This is a genomic window from Citrobacter sp. UYEF32, from assembly GCF_040546205.1.
Lineage (GTDB): Bacteria > Pseudomonadota > Gammaproteobacteria > Enterobacterales > Enterobacteriaceae > Phytobacter > Phytobacter diazotrophicus.
The window spans coordinates 524,532-543,605 of record NZ_JBEPNI010000004.1; the positions used below are offsets into that span (position 1 = coordinate 524,532).

The 19,074-nt window shown below is 53.8% G+C and carries 22 protein-coding genes, 1 other RNA gene and 1 pseudogene; 11 read left to right on the plus strand and 13 right to left on the minus strand.

Annotated elements, in window-relative coordinates:
• The first annotated feature begins 38 nt into the window (after positions 1-38).
• Positions 39-401, plus strand: coding sequence for a DUF805 domain-containing protein (locus tag ABIB59_RS13830; RefSeq protein ID WP_222556530.1), 363 nt, complete (start codon positions 39-41; stop codon positions 399-401).
• Positions 402-414: 13 nt separating this feature from the next.
• Here the strand turns inward: ABIB59_RS13830 and yhaJ are convergent, their stop codons facing one another.
• On the minus strand, positions 415-1,311 hold the full coding sequence (yhaJ, locus tag ABIB59_RS13835) for a DNA-binding transcriptional regulator YhaJ (RefSeq protein ID WP_039077513.1): 897 nt from the start codon (positions 1,309-1,311) through the stop codon (positions 415-417).
• 106 nt (positions 1,312-1,417) lie between these two features.
• On the opposite strand from yhaJ, the gene ABIB59_RS13840 reads away from it, so the two are divergent.
• Positions 1,418-2,119, plus strand: coding sequence for a pirin family protein (locus tag ABIB59_RS13840; protein WP_039077512.1), 702 nt, complete (start codon positions 1,418-1,420; stop codon positions 2,117-2,119).
• 26 nt (positions 2,120-2,145) lie between these two features.
• Positions 2,146-2,313, plus strand: a complete 168-nt coding sequence (locus ABIB59_RS13845; RefSeq protein ID WP_165157949.1) for a protein YhaL — start codon at positions 2,146-2,148, stop codon at positions 2,311-2,313.
• A gap of 52 nt (positions 2,314-2,365) precedes the next feature.
• Here ABIB59_RS13845 and ABIB59_RS13850 read toward each other — a convergent pair whose 3' ends face one another.
• The 6 genes from ABIB59_RS13850 to ABIB59_RS13875 all read right to left on the minus strand — a co-directional run bounded on the left by ABIB59_RS13850 (position 2,366) and on the right by ABIB59_RS13875 (position 7,770).
• Positions 2,366-2,776 (minus strand): YybH family protein, encoded by a 411-nt coding sequence (locus ABIB59_RS13850; protein WP_354035811.1) that lies wholly within the window; start codon positions 2,774-2,776, stop codon positions 2,366-2,368.
• Positions 2,777-3,019: 243 nt separating this feature from the next.
• Positions 3,020-3,401, minus strand: an RNA gene (rnpB, locus tag ABIB59_RS13855) — RNase P RNA component class A.
• Between the two features lie 32 nt (positions 3,402-3,433).
• The gene (garK, locus tag ABIB59_RS13860; RefSeq protein WP_354035813.1) at positions 3,434-4,579 is read right to left on the minus strand and encodes a glycerate 2-kinase; all 1,146 of its coding nucleotides are present in this window, start codon (positions 4,577-4,579) and stop codon (positions 3,434-3,436) included.
• 129 nt (positions 4,580-4,708) lie between these two features.
• Entirely contained in the window at positions 4,709-5,599 is an 891-nt protein-coding gene (gene garR, locus ABIB59_RS13865) for a 2-hydroxy-3-oxopropionate reductase (protein ID WP_039077509.1), read from the minus strand.
• 35 nt (positions 5,600-5,634) lie between these two features.
• Entirely contained in the window at positions 5,635-6,405 is a 771-nt protein-coding gene (gene garL, locus ABIB59_RS13870; RefSeq protein ID WP_039077508.1) for a 2-dehydro-3-deoxyglucarate aldolase, read from the minus strand.
• A gap of 30 nt (positions 6,406-6,435) precedes the next feature.
• The gene (locus ABIB59_RS13875; protein WP_132438532.1) at positions 6,436-7,770 is read right to left on the minus strand and encodes an MFS transporter; all 1,335 of its coding nucleotides are present in this window, start codon (positions 7,768-7,770) and stop codon (positions 6,436-6,438) included.
• 422 nt (positions 7,771-8,192) lie between these two features.
• On the opposite strand from ABIB59_RS13875, the gene garD reads away from it, so the two are divergent.
• Both garD and ABIB59_RS13885 read left to right on the plus strand, forming a co-directional pair.
• Positions 8,193-9,764 (plus strand): galactarate dehydratase, encoded by a 1,572-nt coding sequence (gene garD / locus ABIB59_RS13880; protein ID WP_039077506.1) that lies wholly within the window; start codon positions 8,193-8,195, stop codon positions 9,762-9,764.
• Positions 9,765-9,913: 149 nt separating this feature from the next.
• Positions 9,914-10,102 (plus strand): annotated as a pseudogene (locus ABIB59_RS13885) (transcriptional regulator); the annotation flags it as partial.
• Between the two features lie 128 nt (positions 10,103-10,230).
• Here the strand turns inward: ABIB59_RS13885 and rsmI are convergent.
• A complete protein-coding gene (gene rsmI, locus ABIB59_RS13890; RefSeq protein ID WP_039077498.1) occupies positions 10,231-11,097 on the minus strand; it encodes a 16S rRNA (cytidine(1402)-2'-O)-methyltransferase in 867 nt (288 codons plus the stop codon).
• 62 nt (positions 11,098-11,159) lie between these two features.
• On the opposite strand from rsmI, the gene ABIB59_RS13895 reads away from it, so the two are divergent.
• From ABIB59_RS13895 to dolP, 4 genes are read left to right on the plus strand one after another with little or no spacing between them, the layout of a single operon-like run.
• Positions 11,160-13,289 (plus strand): penicillin-binding protein activator, encoded by a 2,130-nt coding sequence (locus ABIB59_RS13895; RefSeq protein WP_317077197.1) that lies wholly within the window; start codon positions 11,160-11,162, stop codon positions 13,287-13,289.
• Positions 13,247-13,642, plus strand: coding sequence for a YraN family protein (locus tag ABIB59_RS13900; RefSeq protein ID WP_039077496.1), 396 nt, complete (start codon positions 13,247-13,249; stop codon positions 13,640-13,642). Before ABIB59_RS13895 ends, ABIB59_RS13900 begins: the two co-directional genes overlap by 43 nt.
• 23 nt (positions 13,643-13,665) lie before the next feature.
• Positions 13,666-14,256 carry a DnaA initiator-associating protein DiaA gene (gene diaA, locus ABIB59_RS13905; RefSeq protein WP_039077495.1) on the plus strand — a complete coding sequence of 197 codons (591 nt, stop codon included), beginning with the start codon at positions 13,666-13,668 and terminating at the stop codon, positions 14,254-14,256.
• A gap of 9 nt (positions 14,257-14,265) precedes the next feature.
• Entirely contained in the window at positions 14,266-14,841 is a 576-nt protein-coding gene (dolP, locus tag ABIB59_RS13910; protein WP_039077494.1) for a division/outer membrane stress-associated lipid-binding lipoprotein, read from the plus strand.
• 47 nt (positions 14,842-14,888) lie between these two features.
• Here dolP and ABIB59_RS13915 read toward each other — a convergent pair whose 3' ends face one another.
• Both ABIB59_RS13915 and ABIB59_RS13920 read right to left on the minus strand, forming a co-directional pair.
• The gene (locus tag ABIB59_RS13915) at positions 14,889-15,926 is read right to left on the minus strand and encodes a permease (protein WP_039077493.1); all 1,038 of its coding nucleotides are present in this window, start codon (positions 15,924-15,926) and stop codon (positions 14,889-14,891) included.
• A gap of 74 nt (positions 15,927-16,000) precedes the next feature.
• Positions 16,001-16,639: an NAD(P)H-binding protein gene (locus tag ABIB59_RS13920; RefSeq protein WP_354035818.1), complete on the minus strand. Its 639-nt coding sequence runs from the start codon at positions 16,637-16,639 to the stop codon at positions 16,001-16,003.
• 118 nt (positions 16,640-16,757) lie between these two features.
• Between ABIB59_RS13920 and ABIB59_RS13925 the strand changes: the two genes are divergently transcribed.
• Positions 16,758-17,276, plus strand: a complete 519-nt coding sequence (locus ABIB59_RS13925) for a type 1 glutamine amidotransferase domain-containing protein (RefSeq protein WP_039077491.1) — start codon at positions 16,758-16,760, stop codon at positions 17,274-17,276.
• On the opposite strand, the gene ABIB59_RS13930 is transcribed toward ABIB59_RS13925, so the two are convergent.
• A complete protein-coding gene (locus ABIB59_RS13930; protein WP_039077490.1) occupies positions 17,256-17,699 on the minus strand; it encodes a YhbP family protein in 444 nt (147 codons plus the stop codon). The genes ABIB59_RS13925 and ABIB59_RS13930 overlap by 21 nt on opposite strands.
• Positions 17,700-17,752: 53 nt before the next feature.
• Between ABIB59_RS13930 and ABIB59_RS13935 the strand changes: the two genes are divergently transcribed.
• Positions 17,753-18,046 (plus strand): GIY-YIG nuclease family protein, encoded by a 294-nt coding sequence (locus ABIB59_RS13935; protein WP_039077489.1) that lies wholly within the window; start codon positions 17,753-17,755, stop codon positions 18,044-18,046.
• Here the strand turns inward: ABIB59_RS13935 and ABIB59_RS13940 are convergent.
• On the minus strand, positions 18,043-18,546 hold the full coding sequence (locus ABIB59_RS13940; protein ID WP_039077488.1) for a GNAT family N-acetyltransferase: 504 nt from the start codon (positions 18,544-18,546) through the stop codon (positions 18,043-18,045). The genes ABIB59_RS13935 and ABIB59_RS13940 overlap by 4 nt on opposite strands.
• Positions 18,540-19,064, minus strand: coding sequence for a ubiquinone anaerobic biosynthesis accessory factor UbiT (ubiT, locus tag ABIB59_RS13945; RefSeq protein WP_039077548.1), 525 nt, complete (start codon positions 19,062-19,064; stop codon positions 18,540-18,542). The genes ABIB59_RS13940 and ubiT overlap by 7 nt, the downstream gene beginning before the upstream one ends.
• Between the last annotated feature and the right edge of the window lie 10 nt (positions 19,065-19,074).

The window sequence follows — 19,074 nt, forward strand, 5'->3', positions numbered from 1 at the left end:
TGAGAAAACAACGTATTGAACGTCTTTCGAGGTAGAGAATGGATTGGTATTTCAAAGTGCTGAGCAACTACGTCCTCTTTCATGGCCGTGCGCATCGCCGGGAGTTCTGGATGTTTATGCTGGTCAACCTCATTCTCTTTGGCGTACTTGTCGTGGTGGATGAAATTTTTGGCTGGCGCACGGGTGGCATTGGCCTGTTAAGCCTGATCTACGCTCTGCTGGTTTTCCTGCCTTCCCTTGCCGTTCAGTCCCGCCGGTTGCACGATACCGATCGCACCGCCAAATGGCTGTGGTTGTGGTGTGTTCCTGTCCTGGGTTGGTTGATGCTGCTGGCCTTCTGGAGCCAGCACGGTACCCCCGAAGAAAATCGCTTCGGCCCTGAGCCAAAAGCGTTTCCTTAAGGGGCCGGGGGAATTATTTTCCGGAGAAGAGTTTCGGTATTTCGCGCAGACACCAGGCTTTCGCTTCGCCCATGCTGTCGCGCCGCCAGGCCATGATGATGTCGACTTCGCTGGTATATTCAGGACTGACGACGCGCAAACGCCCTTCTGCAATGTCCTGCTCAACCAACGGATAAGGCATCGTCGCCACACCCAACCCCGCCAGTAAAGCCTGACGTTTATCCTCAATGGTACTGACCGTCAGACGCGGCTGTTTGTCCAGCAACTGCACCGTCAGCACCGGGCGCTCGCGCGCGGTATCCGCAACCGCCACGCCGCGATATTTCACGCGAGTCACCTCAGACAACGGCTCCGGTTCGTGGTGAATCGGATGGTCTGGTGCCGCGACATAAACGTTCAGTACCTTGTACAGCTTGCGAGAGTTGATTTCCGACGAAGAGCGGAAATGCATATCCGGCGCGATCACGATATCCGCACGCCCCTGCTCCAGCCGCTCCCAGGCGCCTGCCAGCACCTCGGTAATGATCGAGAGTTGCGTGTTGGCTTTTGCCGCCAGTTTATCGACAAGCGGGAAAAGCTCGGGCGTCGGCACCAGTGCTTCGGTAACCAGCGTCAGGTGTGTTTCCCAACCGCGCGCCAGCGCTTCGGCATCGGTAGTGAGTTTGTCAGCCGCTTCGAGCAAAACACGGCCACGTTCCAGCAGCATGCGACCAACGTTGGTAAACTTCGTTCTATGGCCAGAGCGGTCAAACAGAACAACGTCCAGCTCTTCTTCCAGTTTTTGCATCGTATAGCTGAGCGCAGAGGGTACCCGCCCCAGTTCATCTGCCGCGGCGGCAAAGCTACCGCGACGGTCAATTGCGTCCATGACGCGTAACGCTTCCAGCGTAAGTGCCCTATCTTTCGCCATTTTTGTTCTCATTCAGGAAATTTGAACATACCGGGCAGAATATCTGGCTAACAATGCAGCGTCCATACCTTTACCATTGTTTTAGTGTAAAGAGAGGTCAAGAATTATGATTACTACCAGAACAGCCAAACAATGTGGACAAGCGGACTTCGGCTGGCTGCAGGCCCGCTACACCTTTTCCTTTGGACATTACTTTGACCCGAAACTTTTGGGCTACGCCTCCCTGCGCGTCCTGAACCAGGAAGTACTGGCACCCGGTGCCTCATTCCAGCCGCGTACCTACCCGAAAGTCGATATTCTGAACCTGATTCTGGAAGGCGAAGCCGAGTATCGCGACAGCGAAGGTAACCATATTCAGGCGAAAACGGGCGAAGCGTTGCTCATTGCGACTCAGCCGGGTATTAGCTATAGCGAACATAATCTGAGCAAAGACAAGCCGCTGACGCGTATGCAGTTGTGGCTGGATGCCTGCCCGGAACGGGAAAATCCGACGGTGCAGAAAGTGATGATTGCCGATCAGGCTCGCCAGTTGCTGGCATCCCCAGACGGAAGCCAGGACAGCCTGCAATTACGCCAACAGGTGTGGTTGCACCATATCGAACTGGAAAAAGGTGAAGAGCTGACGTTTCAACTGCATGGGCCTCGCGCCTATTTGCAGTCGATTCACGGTACAGTACACGCCGTCATGCCGTGCGAATCGCGGGAAGCGCTCACCTGTGGTGACGGTGCGTTTATTCGTGATGAGGCTAACATAACGTTAGTCGCCGATACGCCGTTGCGCGCTTTACTGATAGATTTACCCGTGTAAGCGCAAGAGTTTTACGGAGTACCAAGGTGAAAAAAAAGAGTGTTCAAAACAGAACGTCAAAACCCATTTCCACAGAGCAAACGACACCGGAAGCATCGCCGCAATCTTTTGATTACGACGATATGTTGACCGAACTGGAAGCTATCGTCGCCGATGCAGAGCAGCGGTTGGCGCAAGAAGACGAAGCAGCGTAACAGAAGCCCTGGTATAAAAACCGGGGCTTTTTTTGTGAGGTTTGCGGAAAAATTAGCCTGACGGCAACGCGCTTTCCAGCAAATCGGTGCCGTAAGAATTATCGATAGTGCATAACCAGCCCTGCGAAGCAGTGTGGCGAAAAACATATGTCGCGCGACGGATTGTCTTAACAGTGCCGCCTTTGCCGTCCGGGTAACGCAGCAGGGTTTCCATGATGACCAGCGCGTTATCGGCGCCTTCAATGACCTGCATCTCCCCTTGTTCTACCACCAGATTCCCCTGGAAATAGTCAGCGATGGCCATAAAAGCGTTGCGAATATTGTCTTTTCCCTTGGCAATCATTCCCGGCTTTATGACCAGCGCGGCATCGTCCGAGTAAAACGTCATCAGGGTATCGTAATCTTTTGCTGATATCGCCTTGTCGCAGGCTTCGATGATTTTCCGTATTGGGTGTGAGCTCATGTCAGATGCGTCCTGTGAGTATGTTCCGGTACTCAGTAGAGCATTGTCAGCGGAAAATGTAACGGCGAGACGCGGATAGCTACCGGAAATAGGAGTATGGCGAGACCGTAGCCCCGGTAAGCGCAGCGCCACAGGGGAATGTTCAGGCTTCCCCTCGCCCCACTGGAGCCAGAGGGAAGATCGTGCAGAAATTTGAAACCACAGAAAAGCAAAAACCCGCCGAAGCGGGTTTTTACCTGAAAAGATCGAAACTGACCGATAAGCCGGGTTCTGTCGTGGACAGTCATTCATCTAGGCCAGCAATCGCTCACTGGCTCAAGCAGCCTACCCGGGTTCAGTACGGGCCGTACCTTATGAACCCCTATTTGGCCTTGCTCCGGGTGGAGTTTACCGTGCCGCGAACTGTTACCAGCCGCGCGGTGCGCTCTTACCGCACCCTTTCACCCTTACCTGATCCCACTTGCGCGGGCCATCGGCGGTTTGCTCTCTGTTGCACTGGTCGTAGGCTGTTACACCCCCCAGGCGTTACCTGGCACCCTGCCCTATGGAGCCCGGACTTTCCTCCCCTTCGCCTGTCTCCCCCGAAGGAGGACAACGACGAAGCGGCGACTGTCTGGTCAGCTTCGGCGCGCAGTATAGAGGGTTTGCGCGCCGATGTCACCCCTCAGCAGACATGCCAACCTGTAAGGTGGCCGCAATGTTGCGGGATGCATGATAAATATTGTCAAACGCACCACGGAACGCCTCTTCCAGCGTACCAATACTGGTCAGAACGCTGAATACCGCGTCAATACCATACTGATGCACAATGCCAACATCACGCGTCAGGCTTCCGGCAATACCGATAACTGGCTTGTGGTATTTTTTTGCCACGTTCGCCACGCCCACCGGCACTTTACCGTGGATACTCTGGCTGTCGATACGGCCTTCGCCGGTGACCACCAGGGTACAATCATGAATATGTTCTTCCAGATTCAAGGCCTGGGTTACGATTTCGATACCGCTACGCAGCTCCGCGCCGAGGAATGCCATCAACGCGGCGCCCATCCCCCCCGCCGCACCGGCTCCCGGCACATTTTTTACATCAATATGCAGCGATTTTTTAATCACATCGGCGTAATGGGCAAGATTACGGTCCAGCTCAACGATCAGCGCTTCCGTCGCGCCTTTTTGTGGCCCAAAGATACGCGATGCGCCTTTTTCGCCGGTCAGCGGGTTTGTCACATCACAGGCAACACGAATGGTGCAGCCTTCAAGACGCGGATCGAGCCCGGAAACATCAATAGCATTCAGGCTTATCAGGCTACCGCCGCCGTTGCCGATGTCGGTACCATTGGCATCACACAGCTTCGCGCCAAGCGCCTGTACCATACCCGCTCCGCCGTCGTTCGTTGCGCTACCGCCGATGCCGATAATAATGTTTTTCGCCCCATGATCCAGCGCGTGCAAAATAAGTTCCCCGGTGCCGCGTGAAGTGGTGATCAGAGGGTTTCGTAATTCAGGGGGCACAAGTGCCAGACCGCTGGCGGCGGCCATTTCTATAAAGGCTGTTTTACCGTCGCCGGACATCCCCCAACGCGCATCGACATTTTCACCTAAAGGGCCGGTGACGGATGCGCTGTGCACAGAACCTTTTGTCGCGGCAATCATGGCTTCAACCGTTCCCTCACCGCCATCTGCGACCGGAACTGAAACGTATTGAGCATTCGGGAAAATTTCCCGAAATCCTTTTTCTATCGCCTGCGCTACTTCGGTAGCAGAAAGGCTTTCTTTATAAGAGTCTGGGGCGATTACGATTTTCATAGTTGATTAGCCTGACATTGCCGCGCAAGGCATTCATTTCACCTCACAGGCCATTCACGTCACCGCGATTATCGACCTGCAAGGTGTTGATGCTTAAGAAATTCAGGGTGCGCTCCCGCACCCTTCTTATTAGCGAGAGATTTCTACTTTCGCCAGTTTTTCGTAGTAGCACGCGAGAGCGCTGTGGTCGTCGCTACCGTGACCATCAGCACGCAATGCCTGCATCATTTCCATGACTGCGGCAGTCAGCGGCAACTGCGCACCTACACCATGAGAGGTATCGAGTGCGTTGGAGAGATCTTTGATATGCAGGTCGATACGGAAACCCGGTTTAAAGTTGCGGTTGAGTACCATCGGTGCTTTTGCTTCCAGCACGGTGCTGCCAGCCAGACCACCGCGGATTGCCTGGAATACCAGCTCAGGATTCACACCCGCTTTCGTTGCCAGAGACAGCGCTTCAGACATTGCAGCAATGTTCAGCGCTACGATGACCTGGTTAGCCAGTTTGGTCACGTTACCCGCGCCAATATCGCCGGTATGAACAACGGAACCGGCCATGGCTTTCAGCAAATCGTAGTATTTGTCGAACAGCGCTTTGTCACCGCCAACCATTACGGACAGGGTACCGTCGATCGCTTTCGGTTCACCGCCGCTTACCGGCGCGTCCAGCATCTCGATGCCTTTTGCTTTCAGACCTTCGCTGATTTCACGGCTGGCCAGCGGAGCGATGGAGCTCATATCGATCAGAACAGTACCTGGTTTAGCGCCTTCAATGATGCCTCCTTCGCCCAGCGCAACTTCTTTTACGTGCGGGGAGTTTGGCAGCATGGTGATGATCACATCACACTGCTCTGCGATGGCTTTAGCGCTGCTTGCGGCTTCTGCGCCAGCGGCGATCAGTTCTGCGACCACATCGCTATTGCGGTCGGAGACCACCAGTGAGTAACCTGCTTTAATGAGGTTTTTACTCATTGGTTTACCCATGATGCCCAGGCCAATGAAACCAACTTTCATCGTCATAATTGCGTCTCTCTCTTTATCCAGTGGTGGTTTGGTTATTTTTTAAAGGCATCAGCCAGTTTCTGCGTACCCGCACGGAACACACCCAGGTCGCTGCCAACAGCAACGATGGTCGCACCCCATTCCAGATAGCGGCGGGCATCTGCCTCAACAGGCGCCAGGATACCGCTCGGTTTGCCATGTGCTTTTGCACGCGCAAAAATATGCTGGATGGTGCGCTGTACTTCCGGGTGCGCAGCATTGCCGATATAACCCAGGGTTGCCGCCAGGTCGCTCGGACCGACGAATACACCGTCAACACCGTCGGTTTTGAGGATAGCGTCGAGGTTATCCACGCCTTCCTGGCTTTCGATCTGCACGATGATGGTGATGTTTTTGTTCGACTGCGCGAAGTAATCCGGTACGGTGCCAAACATATTGGCGCGGTGAGACACGGACACGCCGCGGATACCTTCAGGCGGATAACGGGTTGCCGCCACGGCGTTTGCTGCTTCTTCTGCCGTTTCAACAAACGGGACGAGGAAGTTGTAGAAACCAATATCCAGCAGACGTTTGATCACAACCGGATCGTTCGTCGGAATACGTACCACCGGTGCGCTGACGCTGCCTTTCAGCGCCATCAACTGCGGTACAAAAGAGAGCACGTCATTCGGGGCGTGTTCACCGTCCAACAGCAGCCAGTCAAACCCTGCCAGGCCCAGAACCTCAGTGCTGATATGACTACCCAGCGCCGACCAACAACCGATCTGAACCTGATTTGCCGCCAGCGCAGCTTTAAATTTGTTCGGGAAGATATCGTTACTCATCTTTTGCACCTTAATTTTTTAAGCCGTTGCTTACTTTTTCAATTCCATACGTTTGATGTCGCCTACCACAAACAGGTAGCACACCATCATCATCAGGGCCGAGCATCCGACAAAAATCAGCGCCCCGTTGAACGAATGCAACTCTTTGACCATGTACCCAATTACCAGCGGGGTCACAATCGATGCCACATTACCGAACACGTTAAACACGCCGCCGCACAGACCGACAATTTCTTTCGGTGCGATATCGGAGATAACCGGCCAGCCCAACGCGCCAAAACCTTTACCGAAGAATGCCAGTGCCATCAACGCGATAACCAGCACAGTGTTGTCGGTGTAGTTACACAGAATGATGCTGGAAGCCAACAACATCCCGACTACGATGGGGAATTTACGCGCCATGGTCAAAGTACAACCACGTTTAATCAGGTAGTCAGAGAACAGACCGCCCAGCACACCGCCCCCAAAACCACACAGGGCCGGAATGGACGCGACAAAACCCACTTTCAAAATTGACATGCCTTTATCCTGCACCAGGTAAATCGGGAACCAGGTCAGAAAAAACCATGTGATCGTGTTCAGGAAGTACTGACCGAAGAACACGCCGAGCATCATACGGCTGGATAACAGTTGCTTGATGTAATCCAGTTTCGGGCCAGATTGCTTATCGCTGTCGGTTTTTTTGTGGTCCATATCAACCACCGCGCCGTTAGCAGAAATGTAATCCAGCTCTTCGCGAGTCATACGTGGATGGTCAGTTGGGTTATGAATGTATTTAACCCAGGCCGCCGTCAGCACAAAACCAATCACGCCCATCACGGTGAAAACATGTTCCCAGCCCCACGCGAAGGTCAGCCAACCCAGCAACGGAGAAAATAGTGCGAGTGAAAAATACTGCGCCGCGTTAAAGATCGCCGAAGCGGTACCGCGCTCTTTTGCCGGGAACCAGGCCGCCACAATACGGGCGTTTGCCGGGAAAGAAGGCGCTTCCGAGAAGCCCAGCATAAAGCGCATGATAAACATCGAGACCCCGGCCCATGCGAGCGGGAATACGTCGACAAAGCCTTGCAAGAAGGTAAAGAGCGACCAGAAGAACAGGCTCCAGGTGTACACTTTTTTCGAGCCATAGCGGTCAAGTAACCAGCCACCTGGGATCTGCATCAGCAGATACGCCCAGCCAAACGCAGAAAAAATGTAACCCATCGATACCGAGTCAAGGTGCAACTCTTTCGCGACATCGGTCCCCGCAATAGAGAGCGTGGCGCGGTCCGCATAGTTAACTGCTGTAACAATAAATATAATGAGCAGAATTAAATAGCGAGTTGGCATTCCCCTTTTTACCTCAACTGAACTTTGCACAGACATATGGTTTCCCCTGGTGCAGCTTAATTTAAAGATATAATTTTCTTGATATGTAATTTACCCGATATATAAAAAGAAACTCACGAAAAGTAATATCAGGTAATAGCATGTTTGTATTTTATTACCGCACAGTATAATCACCGCCAGCCAGCCACGCACTGGTGGTTTGCTCAATTTTAATATGAACCATTAAGATTATTTTGAGCATATGCACACATAGCTGGGCGCTGATGCACAGATCTGGTAATTCACATCCTTACAGGACGGGTAATCACGAAAATAAGTGATTTAGATCACATTTTAATATTGAGACTCCTGACATTCTTATTTCATCAAACGAGGTTTTAACTTCTGATAATTACAGAATATCCTCCCTTTCTTTTTTTGAGTAATGCATCGTATCGTTAGCTGGAGATTACTTGATAATGGCCGACATTGAAATTAGACAGCAGTCGCCTACGGCGTTTTATATTAAAGTACACGACACCGATAATGTCGCTATCATCGTTAATGACAATGGATTAAAAGCGGGTACCCGTTTTCCGGATGGTCTCGAATTAATCGAACATATCCCGCAAGGTCATAAAGTTGCGCTGGTAGATATTCCTCATCACGGGGAAATTATCCGTTACGGTGAAGTTATCGGTTATGCGGTGCGTGATATTGCACGCGGAAGCTGGATTGACGAATCCACCGTTGAATTACCGAAAGCGCCGCCGTTGAACACACTGCCACTGGCGACTAAAGTGCCCGAGCCGTTGCCGCCGCTGGAGGGTTACACCTTCGAAGGCTATCGCAACGCCGATGGCAGCGTCGGTACCAAGAATCTCCTTGGCATCACCACCAGCGTGCATTGTGTGGCGGGTGTGGTCGACTATGTGGTGAAAATTATTGAACGCGACCTGCTGCCGAAATATCCGAATGTGGATGGCGTGGTCGGTCTGAACCATCTGTACGGTTGTGGCGTGGCGATTAACGCACCGGCAGCCGTTGTGCCTATCCGCACTATTCACAACATCGCGCTGAACCCGAACTTTGGCGGTGAAGTGATGGTCATCGGCCTGGGCTGTGAAAAACTGCAGCCTGAACGCCTGCTTAAGGGTACAGAAGATGTGAAAGCGATTCCGGTAGACGATGCCAGTATTGTCCGTCTGCAGGATGAACATCATGTCGGTTTCAAATCCATGGTTGACGATATTTTGCAAGTTGCGGTTCGTCATCTGGAAAAACTCAACCAGCGCCAGCGCGAAACCTGCCCGGCTTCTGAACTGGTTGTCGGCATGCAGTGTGGTGGTAGTGACGCCTTCTCCGGCGTGACCGCAAACCCGGCTGTCGGTTACGCCTCTGACCTGCTTATACGTTGCGGTGGCACGGTCATGTTCTCCGAAGTGACCGAAGTGCGTGATGCTATCCATCTGCTTACGCCGCGTGCAATCAATGAAGAAGTGGGCAAACGCCTGCTGGAAGAGATGGCCTGGTACGATAACTACCTGGACATGGGGCAAACTGACCGTAGCGCTAACCCGTCGCCGGGTAACAAGAAAGGCGGTCTGGCAAACGTGGTGGAAAAAGCGCTGGGCTCGATCGCGAAATCAGGTAAGAGCGCCATCTCCGAAGTGCTTTCTCCGGGACAGCGTCCGACCAAACGTGGTCTGATTTACGCGGCAACGCCGGCCAGTGACTTTGTCTGCGGCACGCAGCAGGTTGCGTCGGGTATCACCGTGCAGGTCTTCACCACCGGTCGTGGTACGCCGTACGGTCTGATGGCGGTGCCGGTTATCAAGATGGCAACCCGCACTGAACTGGCCAATCGTTGGTATGACCTGATGGATATCAACGCAGGGACTATCGCAACGGGCGAAGAGACTATCGAGGAGGTGGGCTGGAAGCTGTTCCACTTTATCCTTGATGTCGCAAGCGGTCGTAAGAAAACCTTTTCTGATCAATGGGGCCTGCACAACCAACTGGCTGTCTTTAACCCGGCTCCGGTGACTTGATTCATCAATAAACCTCATCGTTTAGCATGGCTTCGGCCATGCTTTTTTTTTGCTTTTTTGCCGCCCTTAACTTTCGAAAACCTCCTTTCGCTTTCGTATCTTTCATTTTTCTGACAACCCAGCGTTAATTCTCAGGTAAATCAATATAAACGCATTTGAACGAAGGCTATTCGATTAGCGACGTGGTGGCGGTACTGGACGCCAGCAAGTTCAATCGCCGCGGGTTTAATCAGGTGTTACCGATGGACAAAATCGACTGCGTGATTACCGATGAGGGCATCAGCGAGAAGGACAAAGTAGCGCTGAACAAGATGGGTAAAGACGTGATGATTGTTTAACGCGTCCACTGCGATGACCGTAACGAAAACAGCCATGGTATGAATAATATGGCTGTTTTGGTCGAAAGCCCGGAGTTCGTAAACAGGAAATCGCCTGGATATAACCCTGTTATGCCCAGGCAGAAAGGTTAGGCATCGCCCTGCTGTTCCAGCGCGTATTTATAGAGCGCGTTTTTCTTCACGCCGTGAATTTCCGCAGCCAGCGCAGCGGCTTTTTTCAGAGGGAGTTCAGCCTGTAACAGGGCCAGCGTACGCAGCGCATCGGCGGGTAAGGCATCTTCCTGCGCCTTATGGCCTTCGACAATCAGCACCATCTCACCTTTGCGGCGGTTTTCGTCCTCTTTCACCCATGCCAGCAATTCCCCTACCGGTGCGCCATAAATCGACTCCCAGGTTTTGGTCAGCTCGCGGGCCAGCACTACGTAACGTGCTTCGCCCAGCACGGCAACGATGTCCTCCAGGCTTTCCAGCAGGCGATGCGTTGACTCATAAAAAATCAGCGTGCGTGGTTCTGTCTCCAGCGATTTTAAGGTGTCGCGACGCCCTTTCGATTTGGCGGGCAGAAACCCCTCGTAACAAAAACGATCGGACGGTAACCCCGCCGCACTTAATGCTGCTATTGCAGCACAGGGCCCCGGCAATGGAACGACACGGATGCCCGCTTCACGGCAGGTGCGTACAAGATGGTAGCCAGGGTCGTTAATCAGCGGCGTGCCAGCATCGGAGACCAGAGCGATGTTTTGCCCTTCTTTTAGCTTCGCCACCAGCGTGTCGGCCTTTTGTTGCTCATTATGGTCGTGCAGGGCAAACAGACGGGCGTTAATGGCGAAATGTGAAAGCAGCAGTCCGGTGTGGCGCGTGTCCTCAGCAGCGATAAGATCGACATCCTGCAATACGGTGAGCGCACGCTGGGTAATATCACCCAAATTGCCGATGGGCGTAGGGACAATGTAGAGCTGGCCCTGATAATTGTCCGCAGATTCGTGTTGTTTCATTGTTCTATCCGTATTGCCGATTTAATATTGAGCATTGCGTAAAAAATATCACTGGATACAGTATGCTACCGTCAACATTTCTACGTTCGAAAGCCATGCGCTGCCTGCCTGTCGTGCTGGCCGCTCTGCTGTTCGCAGGCTGCGGCACACACCCGGTCGATCAAAGCACCGGGCACCTGGAGGGCAAGGCTGAGGCTGATTCGGGTTTTTATCTGCACCAGATGCAGCAAAGCTCAGATGATAGCAAGACCAACTGGCAATTACTCGCCATTCGTGCACTGCTGAAAGAAGGCAGAACCCAGCAGGCCAGTGAATTGTTGGGCCAATTACCTCAAGAGTTGAATGACGAGCAGCGCGCTGAGCAAACCTTGCTGAGTGCTGAGCTCAAACTCACGCAACAAGACTACGCCGGTGCGCAGGCACTGCTGAGCAAGGTCGATCTGAAAGGGTTTAGTCAGAATCAGCAAGCCCGTTACTGGCAGGATGTGATCACCGCAAGCCAGAACAAACCGTCGCCGACACTGCTGCGTGCCCTTATCGCACAGCAACCGCTGCTGACTGCGGCACCGGACAAACAAAAGAATATTGATGCGACCTGGCAGACGCTCTCTTCCCTGACGCCCGATCAGGCCAACGCCATTCAGGTGAGCCAGGACGAAACGGTGCTGCAAGGATGGCTGGATTTACAACGCGTATGGTCCAATAACCGCAACGATCCGAACATGCTAAAAGCGGGTATTGCGGACTGGCAGAAACGCTTCCCGCAAAATCCTGGCGCGGTTCTGTTACCGAGCCAACTGGCGAATGTACAAAATTTCCGTCCGGCATCGGTCAATCAAATCGCGTTGCTGCTGCCGTTAAATGGCCAGGCAGCCGTCTTTAGCCGCGCGATCCAGCAGGGTTTTGAAGCGGCGAAAAACGGCACCACTACTGTTTCTGGCCCGGCCGTGCCTGTTCAGGTAGCCCAGGCCGCGACAATGGCGACCACAGCAGACGTTGTCAGCCCCGCCCAAACCAATGTCAGCGACCTGACCACGCCGCAGTCCGCGCCTGCGGCTAGCGCACCGGTAACGCCGCCGGTACAGGCTCCGGCAGACCAGACGCAACAAACGTCACCTGCTGAGCAAACCACACAGGCTCCTGCTGAACAAACCGATCCGGCCGCCCCGGCAGGACAACCGGTGAATACTCCTGCCGTTGCCAGCACCCCGGCCAATCCGACCGCCGTGCTGAAAGTCTATGACACCAGCTCACAGCCGCTTGACCAGGTGTTGAGCCAGGTACAGAAAGATGGTGCGAGCATTGTTGTTGGGCCATTGCTGAAAAATCACGTCGAAGAGCTAATGCGTAGCCAGACACCGCTGAACGTGCTGGCGTTAAACCAGCCAGAGAAAGTCGAAAACCGTCCGAATATCTGTTACTTCGCCCTCTCCCCGGAAGATGAAGCCCGCGATGCGGCACGCCATATTCACCAGCAAGGCCGTCATACGCCGCTGTTGCTGTTGCCGCGTAGCTCACTTGGCGATCGCGTCGCCAGCGCTTTCGCCCAGGAGTGGCAAAAACTGGGCGGCGGTATCGTGCTGCAGCAAAAATTCGGCTCGACGGCAGAATTACGCATGGGTATTAACAGCGGTTCCGGTATTGCAATGACGGGTAGCCCTGTCACGGCCAGTCTGCCGCAGCAGCAGGGCGTAACCATTGGCGGGTTGAATATTCCGGCTCCGCCAACTGAAGCGCAGATCACCGGCGGCGGCAATATTGATTCTGTCTATATCGTCGCGACACAGGATGAAATCGCCCTTATCAAACCGATGATTGCGATGCGTACCGGTAGCCAGAGCGGCATTGTTCTGTATGCCAGCTCCCGTAGCGCTCAGGGCGGTTCAGGCCCGGACTTCCGTCTGGAGATGGAAGGGTTGCAGTTTAGCGAAATACCGATGCTCGCTGGTAGCAACCCGGCACTGATGCAACAGGCGTTGATGCATACCAATAATGACTACTCCCTGGCGCGCCTGTATGCGATGGGCGCGGATGCCTGGACGCTGGCGAACCACTTCTCGCAAATGCGTCAGGTGCCAGGGTTTGAAATTAACGGTAACACGGGCGATTTGACCGCCACTCAGGAATGCGTGATTAACAGGAAGTTGTCATGGCTCAAATACCAGCAGGGGCAAATCGTCCCCGCCAGTTGACCCGTAAGCAGACCGGTGATGCGTGGGAGTTACAGGCGCGTCACTGGCTTGAGCGCAAGGGAATGCGCTTTCTTGCCGCTAACGTGCGCGAGCGCGGCGGTGAGATAGACTTGATTATGCAGGACAAGTCGACAACGGTGTTTGTGGAAGTGCGCTATCGCAAGTCGTCACTTTTCGGCGGCGCCGCGGCCAGTGTCACCGCCAGCAAGCAACGTAAATTACTGCATGCCGCCCGTTTGTGGCTGGCCCGGCACAATGGGAGTTTTGATACTGTGGATTGCCGGTTCGATGTGGTAGCCTTCACCGAAAATGAAGTTGAGTGGATACAAAACGCCTTTAACGACCGCTCATAATGACTGAATGATAGGGATCACCCGTGCTCGATAGAATTAAAGTTTGCTTTACAGAAAGCATTCAAACCCAGATTGCGGCGGCAGAAGCGCTGCCAGACGCAATTTCACGCGCGGCCATGACCATGGTCCATTCCCTGCTTAACGGCAACAAAATCCTCTGTTGTGGCAATGGAACTTCCGCCGCCAACGCACAGCATTTTGCTGCCAGTATGATTAATCGTTTTGAAACGGAACGCCCAAGTTTACCTGCCATTGCACTTAATACCGATAATGTGGTCTTAACGGCAATCGCAAACGATCGTCTGCATGACGAAATTTATGCAAAGCAGGTTCGGGCACTCGGACACGCAGGCGACATATTGCTGGCGATTTCCACGCGTGGAAACAGCCGCGATATTGTTAAAGCCGTTGAAGCCGCAGTAACGCGCGACATGAGTATCGTGGCGCTTACGGGGTATGACGGTGGTGAACTGGCCGGATTGTTGGGGCCACAGGATGTCGAGATACGTATTCCTTCCCACCGCAGCGCACGCATACAGGAAATGCATATGCTGACGGTAAATTGTTTATGCGATCTGATAGATAACACGCTTTTCCCTCACCAGGATGATTAAGGAGTACATATGAAGGCATTTACGCCCCTCGCAGTCCTTATTTCCGCACTGCTGCTACAAGGCTGTGTAGGCGCAGTGGTGGTCGGTTCAGCTGCTGTCGGTACCAAAGCGGCAACCGATCCACGCACGGTTGGCACTCAGGTGGATGACGGTACTCTTGAACTTCGCGTTAACAGCGCGCTGTCTAAAGACGAACAGATTAAAAAACAGGCTCGCATAAACGTCACGGCGTATCAGGGGAAAGTCCTGCTGGTGGGTCAGGCGCCAACCACCGATCTCTCGTCACGTGCTAAGCAAATCGCCATGGGCGTAGACGGTGCAACAGAGGTCTACAACGAAATTCGCCAGGGCCAGCCAATTGGTATGGGAACGGCCGCCAGCGATACCTGGATCACCTCAAAAGTGCGTACGCAACTGCTCAGTAGCGACCAGGTGAAATCGTCCAATGTGAAAGTCACCACTGAGAATGGCGAAGTGTTCTTGCTGGGCCTGGTGACCGATCGTGAAGGCAGAGCCGCGGCGGATATCGCCAGCCGCGTCAGCGGTGTGAAACATGTCACCACCGCGTTTACAATGATTAAATAGCGTTGACTCTTCTCCCCGGCGGGCATAGCACCACCGGGGAGAATCAGTTAAAACAATGCCAGCGTTCCGGTAATCACCCCGCCTAATGCCACCAGCCCCCCTGTTAGCCACAGTGCTTTGGCCGGAAAGGATTTGCGCAGCATAATCAGCGACGGCAGGCTGACCGCAGGCAGCGTCATCAGTAGCGCCATTGCCGGGGCTGTCCCCATCCCCGCCAGCATCATTGTCTGGACAATCGGAATCTCCGCCGCCGTTGGGATCACGAACAGGCAACCGGCTATCGCCATCGCAACCACCCACATCAGGGAATTATCAATTGCACCATCGGCATGCGGGAACAGCCAGACACGGGCGGCGCCCAGTACCAGCACGGCAAGGATATAAACCGGGATTGTGCTCCAGAACAGAACCCACAGCGCCTTTCCCCAGCGGGCAAAAAAGTGCCCTTCCGGTTCCGGCAACGAAAGATCGACCGGTGCCGTCTGCTGGATATCATCCTTGACCAGATACTGCACCAGTGTCGCCACGCCAATAACCATCACTAACCCGGCAATCAGTCGCATAGCGACAAAATGCCAGCCCAGCACAAAGCCCATAAAAACCAGGGTTGCCGGGTTAAGCAGCGGGTTGCCCATCCAGAATGCCAGCGCGCCGCCCATCGAGACCTGCTGACGACGCATTCCCGCCGCAACGGGTGCTGCACAGCAGGAGCACATCATGCCCGGCAGGGAAAACAGCGTGCCAAAGAGTGTCCCGCTCAGTCGCTTTTGCCCAAGAGTACGAATCAGCCAGTTTCGCGGAATAAGCACCTGAATTAACGAACCCAGCAACACCCCCAGCACCGCCGCTTTCCAGACGGCAAGAAAATAGACCATGGCATAGTCAAGAGCCGCCTGGAATGGGCTGGCATCGGCCTGAGCGAGAATAGATTTACCAATACTGTGAGTTTCAGCGGCGATGAAGGCTTTTCCGTAATAGGGCTGCCACTTCACATACCAGAGACCCACGATCACGACGAGAAAAAAGAGAGCGGGTTTCCACCATTGCACCGGTGTCGCCGCCCGAGATGAAGACTGACCAGTCATACCATTCTCCGGGGGATAAATGCAGAAATAATTACCCGGCGAATAGTACTCCTGGGCTATTTATTTGAAAATGATTAATCACTTGCCATCGCGCGCAGTCGGGCAGAGGAGAGGATCTCCACACGTTGCGAAGAAGGAGAAAAGGCCGCTTTCAGCATCGCGCTGGCCACATCCTGTGCAGCAATCGATTTCAAATTCCCCGGCATGATGCGAAACAACGGGGCAAACAGTGACTCGTTAACACGATGCTTTTCACGGTTCCCCAGTAGCATCGACGGGCGCGCAATGGTCAAACGCTCCCACTCTTGCTCCATCAGCGCATTTTCCATCTCGCCTTTCACCCGATTATAGAAAAACGGCGAATGTGCATTAGCGCCCAGCGCACTCACCACCAGCATGTGCCGTGCCCCCAGGCGTAGCCCTGTTAACGCCGTGTCGACCACCAGTGTGTAATCGGCATGTATAAAGGCCTCTTTGCTACCCGCTTCACGTCGTGTCGTTCCCAAGCAGCAAAAAACAGTATCAACGGGCTCCGTCACCATGGCGAGTGCATCGGTTAACTGGGGATCATGAGGATTGAACACACCAGAGATCGGCTCTAATGGCCGACGCGTGGGGGCTGCAATGGCATCAACGCGAGCATCATTCGCCAGCATCCGCAGTAAGATCCCGCCAACCAACCCGGTTGCACCCGTTATCAATACCCGACTCATATCCTCTCCTTTTGCAGAATAGTCTGCCTTGCAATGTCATCGCCCTGAACCAGGCTTAATAATCCTGATAGTCATTATTGTTGAAAATGACCAGCCTGAGCTGAATAACGGAGGATACATGAGCAAGAAAATTGCAGTCTTGATCACCGACGAATTTGAAGATTCAGAATTTACGTCTCCGGCAGAGGAGTTTCGTAAGGCAGGCCACGAAGTGGTTACGATAGAGAAGCAGGCGGGTAAGACAGTGAAAGGTAAGCAAGGCGATGCCAGCGTGACCATCGACGAAGCGATTGATGACGTCCGGCCCGCCGACTTCGATGCCCTGCTTCTGCCAGGCGGACATTCGCCAGACTCTCTGCGTGGCGACAACCGTTTCGTCACCTTTACCCGCGATTTTATTAACAGCGGGAAACCTGTGTTTGCGATTTGCCACGGACCGCAGCTTTTGATTAGTGCCGATGTTCTGCGCGGCAGAAAATTGACGGCGGTGAAACCGATCGTGGTGGATGTGAAAAACGCGGGAGGCGAATTCTACGACCAGGAAGTGGTGGTTGATAATAACCAACTGGTCACCAGCCGTACGCCTGATGATCTCCCCGCGTTTAACCGCGAAGCATTACGGCTGCTGGGTGCCTGAGTCACGTATCCAGTGAAGCTTTTTACCAAAGCCCAGCGTGTTATCGGTGAATTTCAGCTCGGTGAGGCGAATTTCCCACATCGGCGCCGATAAAACGCGGGCAACAGGAAAGCGTCGGTTGTACTGCGCACGCGGGCCGACGCTTTCCGCCTCCTCAAGACGCCGAATCTCCCCGGTGAATTGCACGCCGCGAATAAGTGCGACGGTCTTTGGTTGCCCATTCACGGTTCCGGCAACGCTCGCCTGCAGGCCGGTCATCTGCGAATGACGCGTATGGTCCTCACTCAGAAGATAAAATGCGACTTTTTGCGGATCATAGATATAAAAGGCATTCGCACACCACAACTCCCCCCTGTTGGCCACACACCAGGTCACAACATGCTGCTTCGCCAGCCAGCGACTAATGGCCGCAAGAGTTTCCATTTCTCTTCATCCTCGTGTTATTTTTCTTTCACATTAGCACAATGAATGACGTTATGACGCTCTGGTCTCTTTATCTCATCCGCACGGCGGACAACAGCCTTTATACCGGTATTACTACCGATGTGGCGCGTCGCTTTATGCAGCATCAAAGCGGCAAAGGCGCAAAAGCACTGCGGGGAAAGGGGGAACTCACGCTGGCATTCTCCGCGCCAGTGGGAGAGCGCTCGCTGGCGCTGCGTATGGAGTATCGCATCAAGCAACTGACAAAACGCCAGAAGGAGCGCCTCGTTGCCGGAGATGGCATCTTTGAAGCGCTATTAGAAGGCCTGGTTACCGCAGCCGATTAGAAGCGATTAAAGTGCTCGTGGTATTCCACCAGCCCCTTCACATGATTTAACGCATCGTCTGCCAAAGGGTGGAGCTGGAAAGCGCTTTCGGTATCCGGCCAACGGCAATGCAGACCGAACTTCGCCGCAGGCTCAAAGCCCAGATGGCCGAAAAAGTCAGGGTTACCCAGCGTCACCACGGCGGCATAGCCAAACTCATTGAGTGAGTCCAACCCTTCGTATACCAACTGGCGAGCAAGGCCCTGGCTACGATACGCCTCATCGACGGCCAATGGCGCAAGGCCAACCCACTGTAAATCTTCGCCCTGCACGGCAACCGGACTGAATGCGACATAACCGATGACCTGCCCTTCATCATCCGTTGCGACAAGCCCAAGTGTAATTAAGCCGTCTTCGCGCAGATCGTGCACCAGCGTCGCTTCGCGTTCATCCGCAAAAGTGCGGCGCAAAAGCGCGTCGATTCCCGGTGCATCAATCCCAATTTCTACTCGAATCAGCATGGTTCACCTACAGAAGATTGTGGCGTTGAGTCCGGCGCTTGCAGGCCGGCTTCAACAAAATCCGCCAGTTGCAGTAGCATGATGCGAAGTGCTTTCGGCATCTGCTCCAGCTCAATGGCGTCCATCAGGTTTTTCACATACAACCCAAGCTCCGTGTCACCTTCAATGACCAGTCGGCGTTGAAAGAACAGCGTATCCGGATCCTGTTTGCGCGCGGCGATCATCAACAGGTCGCTGGCATCTGCGCTGAAACTGACATCAGCCGTGGCAGACTCACGCACGATTAATCGTGAATTTTCAACCGAGGTATACCACGTCAGGCCAATATCGCGAACCTGGATACTTAACCAGCGGCCTTCAAGAAACTCTAGCTCCCCGTCTGCCAGCGCCTGTTGGAACTGCCAGCATAAGACCTGCTCCAGAACCTGCCGTTTAATGGCGAAAGGCGTCAGCTTAACCGGCACGCTCAACAAAGACGGGCCAACGTGAACGAGACGTGAGCGCAGTTTTTCCAACACGAGCATTACT

Coding starts and splice junctions, on each gene's coding strand:
- ABIB59_RS13830 (WP_222556530.1), top strand. CDS start 39: ATGGATTGGTATTTCAAAGTGCTGAGCAACTACGTCCTCTTTCATGGC.
- yhaJ (WP_039077513.1), bottom strand. CDS start 1,311: ATGGCGAAAGATAGGGCACTTACGCTGGAAGCGTTACGCGTCATGGAC.
- ABIB59_RS13840 (WP_039077512.1), top strand. CDS start 1,418: ATGATTACTACCAGAACAGCCAAACAATGTGGACAAGCGGACTTCGGC.
- ABIB59_RS13850 (WP_354035811.1), bottom strand. CDS start 2,776: ATGAGCTCACACCCAATACGGAAAATCATCGAAGCCTGCGACAAGGCG.
- garK (WP_354035813.1), bottom strand. CDS start 4,579: ATGAAAATCGTAATCGCCCCAGACTCTTATAAAGAAAGCCTTTCTGCT.
- garR (WP_039077509.1), bottom strand. CDS start 5,599: ATGACGATGAAAGTTGGTTTCATTGGCCTGGGCATCATGGGTAAACCA.
- garL (WP_039077508.1), bottom strand. CDS start 6,405: ATGAGTAACGATATCTTCCCGAACAAATTTAAAGCTGCGCTGGCGGCA.
- ABIB59_RS13875 (WP_132438532.1), bottom strand. CDS start 7,770: ATGTCTGTGCAAAGTTCAGTTGAGGTAAAAAGGGGAATGCCAACTCGC.
- garD (WP_039077506.1), top strand. CDS start 8,193: ATGGCCGACATTGAAATTAGACAGCAGTCGCCTACGGCGTTTTATATT.
- rsmI (WP_039077498.1), bottom strand. CDS start 11,097: ATGAAACAACACGAATCTGCGGACAATTATCAGGGCCAGCTCTACATT.
- ABIB59_RS13895 (WP_317077197.1), top strand. CDS start 11,160: ATGCTACCGTCAACATTTCTACGTTCGAAAGCCATGCGCTGCCTGCCT.
- ABIB59_RS13900 (WP_039077496.1), top strand. CDS start 13,247: ATGGCTCAAATACCAGCAGGGGCAAATCGTCCCCGCCAGTTGACCCGT.
- dolP (WP_039077494.1), top strand. CDS start 14,266: ATGAAGGCATTTACGCCCCTCGCAGTCCTTATTTCCGCACTGCTGCTA.
- ABIB59_RS13915 (WP_039077493.1), bottom strand. CDS start 15,926: ATGACTGGTCAGTCTTCATCTCGGGCGGCGACACCGGTGCAATGGTGG.
- ABIB59_RS13920 (WP_354035818.1), bottom strand. CDS start 16,639: ATGAGTCGGGTATTGATAACGGGTGCAACCGGGTTGGTTGGCGGGATC.
- ABIB59_RS13925 (WP_039077491.1), top strand. CDS start 16,758: ATGAGCAAGAAAATTGCAGTCTTGATCACCGACGAATTTGAAGATTCA.
- ABIB59_RS13930 (WP_039077490.1), bottom strand. CDS start 17,699: ATGGAAACTCTTGCGGCCATTAGTCGCTGGCTGGCGAAGCAGCATGTT.
- ABIB59_RS13935 (WP_039077489.1), top strand. CDS start 17,753: ATGACGCTCTGGTCTCTTTATCTCATCCGCACGGCGGACAACAGCCTT.
- ABIB59_RS13940 (WP_039077488.1), bottom strand. CDS start 18,546: ATGCTGATTCGAGTAGAAATTGGGATTGATGCACCGGGAATCGACGCG.